We start from the raw sequence: 2,688 nt of genomic DNA, 5'->3' as shown, positions 1-2,688 counted from the left end.
GGCTGACGGCGATCACGGCTGCCACGGCTGTGCCGACCCTGCGGACCGCCAAGCCGGCGCGCCGTTGACACTCTCGATCGTCAGATCGATTCCGGACAGCAGGGCACAGAGCAGCCAGGCGACCTCGGCTGCTCCGCGCACGGGACCGATCGGAGCGGGTACGCCGCCGCCGTCGCACACGGCGACGGCGTCCCGATCGAGGACGGCCTCGATCGCCATGACGTCACCCGTGTGGCAGGCGGCGGCGAGCCGGCGTACGACGTCGTCATGAACGCGGGGCATCGCCCGCCAGCACACTCGCGTCCACAGCACCCGTCCCCGCTTCGTGTGATGCCGCGGCGGGTGCGGGTACGCGCGGGCCGGCACCGGCCAGGAACGCCTCCCGGGGGTGCTGCACCGCGGTCAGCGAGACGATGTCCCGGCCGAACGGCACGGCGGTCACCCAGACCGCGAGCACCCGGAACTTCCGCTCCCAGGTCGGCACCGCCAGCACGTGGTAGCCGCGGTGCATCAGCCAGGCCGGGAAGCCCTTGATGACCAGGCGGTGGAACTGGAAGATGCCGCGGCCGAGGCCGAGCGTGGCAACCACGCCGAGGCTGTGGTGCACGTACGGCTTCGGCCCCCGCCCGCGCAGCGTGGCGATCAGGTTCCTGGCCAGCAACTTGCCCTGCCGCACCGCGTGCTGCGCGTTGGGCACGGTCGCCGCGCCGGGCTTCTCCGCGGCATGGTCGGGGACAGCTGCGTCGTCGCCGGCGCCCCACGCGTCCGGCACCGGCGCCTCGTCGGTGCCGACCCGCAGGTCGGGCCGGACCACGAGCATCCCGCGCTGGTCGATGGGCAGGTCGGTGTGGTTGTGCACCATCGGGTTCGCGGCGTTGCCGACGGTCCAGACGATCAGCTCGGAGTCGAACTCCTCGCCGGTGGACAGCACCACGTGGCCGTCGATCGCGGAGAGGATCTGGGCGTTCAGGTGCACGTGCCCGCCGCGCTTCTCCAGCGAGCGCACCACCCATGCGCCGGGCTTGTCGGTCACCTCGGGCAGGATCCGGCCGCGCGCCTCCACCAGGTGGAAGCTCAGATCAGCTGGGCTCAGCTCGGGGTAGCGTCGCACCAGCGCCTTGGCCAGCGCCAGCAGCTCGCCGAAGCCCTCGACGCCGGAGAAGCCACCGCCGACGAACGTGACGGTGAGCAGCTTCCGGCGCAGCGGGCCGGGCGGGAGCCCGGCGGCCTGGTCAAAGGCGGTCAGCAGCCGGTCGCGGATCGCGACGGCCTCCTCGACGTGCTTCATGCCGATCGCGTGGTCGGCCACGCCCGAGATCGCGAGAATACGGGTCACCGCGCCCGCGGTCACGACGATGATGTCGTATTCCAGCGGGTAGGAGTCTCCCACCGCGGGACGCACGGTGACTGTCTTGTGCGCATGGTCGATCCTGGTAACCCGCCCGGCGATGAGCTCGGTCTTCTTCAGGTGCCGGCGCAGCGAGACCGCGGCGTGCCGCGCCTCGACCGAGCCGGCCATCACCTCGGGCAGGAACGGCTGATAGGTCATGTACGGCCGCGGGTCAACGACGATCACGCGCGCCTCGCCCCGGCGGAGCTTCTTCTCCAGCTTCCAGGCGGTGTAGAAGCCGGCATACCCGCCGCCGACGATCAGGACCGTCCGCACCATCGTCCCCTGTCTCTCGCTGTCAGCAGCTATGACAGAGCAGACACCTACTTTGTGACAGCGGCCAAGGCTCCAATCTTGTCAAGATTCATCATCCACAGCATCGGCGCCGTTGCGTTGTGGGATCGGCGGACGCGTTGAACCCGTGTCGGGTCCGCGGTCAGATCGCGTGGGCGAGTTCGGCGAACGCTGCCGCGACCCGCGTAGCCGGCGGGGCGTCGACAGCGAGTTCGTAGTGTCCGCGGCGGAGGTTCTGCATGAACGCGTGTCCGGCGATGATCACCTGTGCCGTGTTGTCCGTTCGTAGGCCGCGCATCGGTCTCAACCGGTGCTTCAGCCGACTGTGATCAGCCTCGATCGGATTGTTGGCGTACCGCTCGACGTGGTGCCACGCCGACGGGATCAGCTCGTCGAGGACGCCGGGGTAGACCGCGGCGGCGTCGGTGACCACCTCGCTGGGTGTCACCTTCAACACCGACAGCGCCCGGCGGAAGAACCGCCGGGCCGCGTCGGCGTCACGGCGGGCCGAGACCAGCACGTCGATGACCTGCCCGTACTGGTCGACCGCCCGGTACACGTACCGCCAGACCCCCGTTGACTTTGACGTACGTCTCGTCGACGTGCCACCTGTCGCCTGGTGAGTGCCGGCAGAACCGGGCGGCGTCGGCGAGCAGTGGTGTGAACCGCTGGACCCACCGGTAGACGGTGACGTGGTCGACCTCCACGCCGCGTTCGACCAGCAACTCCTCGACGTCGCGGTAGGAGAGGTTGTAGCGCAGATACCAGCGCACGGCGACGACGATGACCTCGGGCGGGAACCGGAACCCGGCGAACGCCGACTTCGCAGGCAGCCACGGGCCAGGACGGATCGATGACATCACCGCTCAAGCTTGCCTCGATCTTGCCAACGCTCAATGCAACGGAGCCTCACAGCCGGCTCAAACACCGGTTGAGATCGATGCGCGGGCTGCGAACGGACAACACAGCACAGGTAATCATCGCCGGACATGCCTTCATGCAGA

2 protein-coding genes and 1 pseudogene are annotated in these 2,688 nt (G+C 69.2%); all 3 read right to left on the bottom strand.

Annotation, left to right across the window (positions count from 1 at the left end; all coding sequences use genetic code 11):
• Positions 1-12 precede the first annotated feature (12 nt).
• The gene (locus AB0H83_RS51705) at positions 13-219 is read right to left on the bottom strand and encodes a hypothetical protein (RefSeq protein WP_360111398.1); all 207 of its coding nucleotides are present in this window, start codon (positions 217-219) and stop codon (positions 13-15) included.
• A gap of 46 nt (positions 220-265) precedes the next feature.
• Positions 266-1,669, bottom strand: coding sequence for an NAD(P)/FAD-dependent oxidoreductase (locus AB0H83_RS51700; protein ID WP_360111395.1), 1,404 nt, complete (start codon positions 1,667-1,669; stop codon positions 266-268).
• A gap of 157 nt (positions 1,670-1,826) precedes the next feature.
• Positions 1,827-2,544, bottom strand: a pseudogene (locus AB0H83_RS51695) (IS6 family transposase).
• Positions 2,545-2,688 lie beyond the last annotated feature (144 nt).

Origin of the sequence: Dactylosporangium sp. NPDC050688 (assembly GCF_040654515.1) — a bacterium.
Lineage (GTDB): Bacteria > Actinomycetota > Actinomycetes > Mycobacteriales > Micromonosporaceae > Dactylosporangium.
The sequence above is the reverse complement of the archived record's forward strand: the minus strand, read 5'-3'. Positions and strand labels throughout refer to the sequence as shown.

Coding starts and splice junctions, on each gene's coding strand:
- AB0H83_RS51705 (WP_360111398.1), bottom strand. CDS start 219: ATGGCGATCGAGGCCGTCCTCGATCGGGACGCCGTCGCCGTGTGCGAC.
- AB0H83_RS51700 (WP_360111395.1), bottom strand. CDS start 1,669: ATGGTGCGGACGGTCCTGATCGTCGGCGGCGGGTATGCCGGCTTCTAC.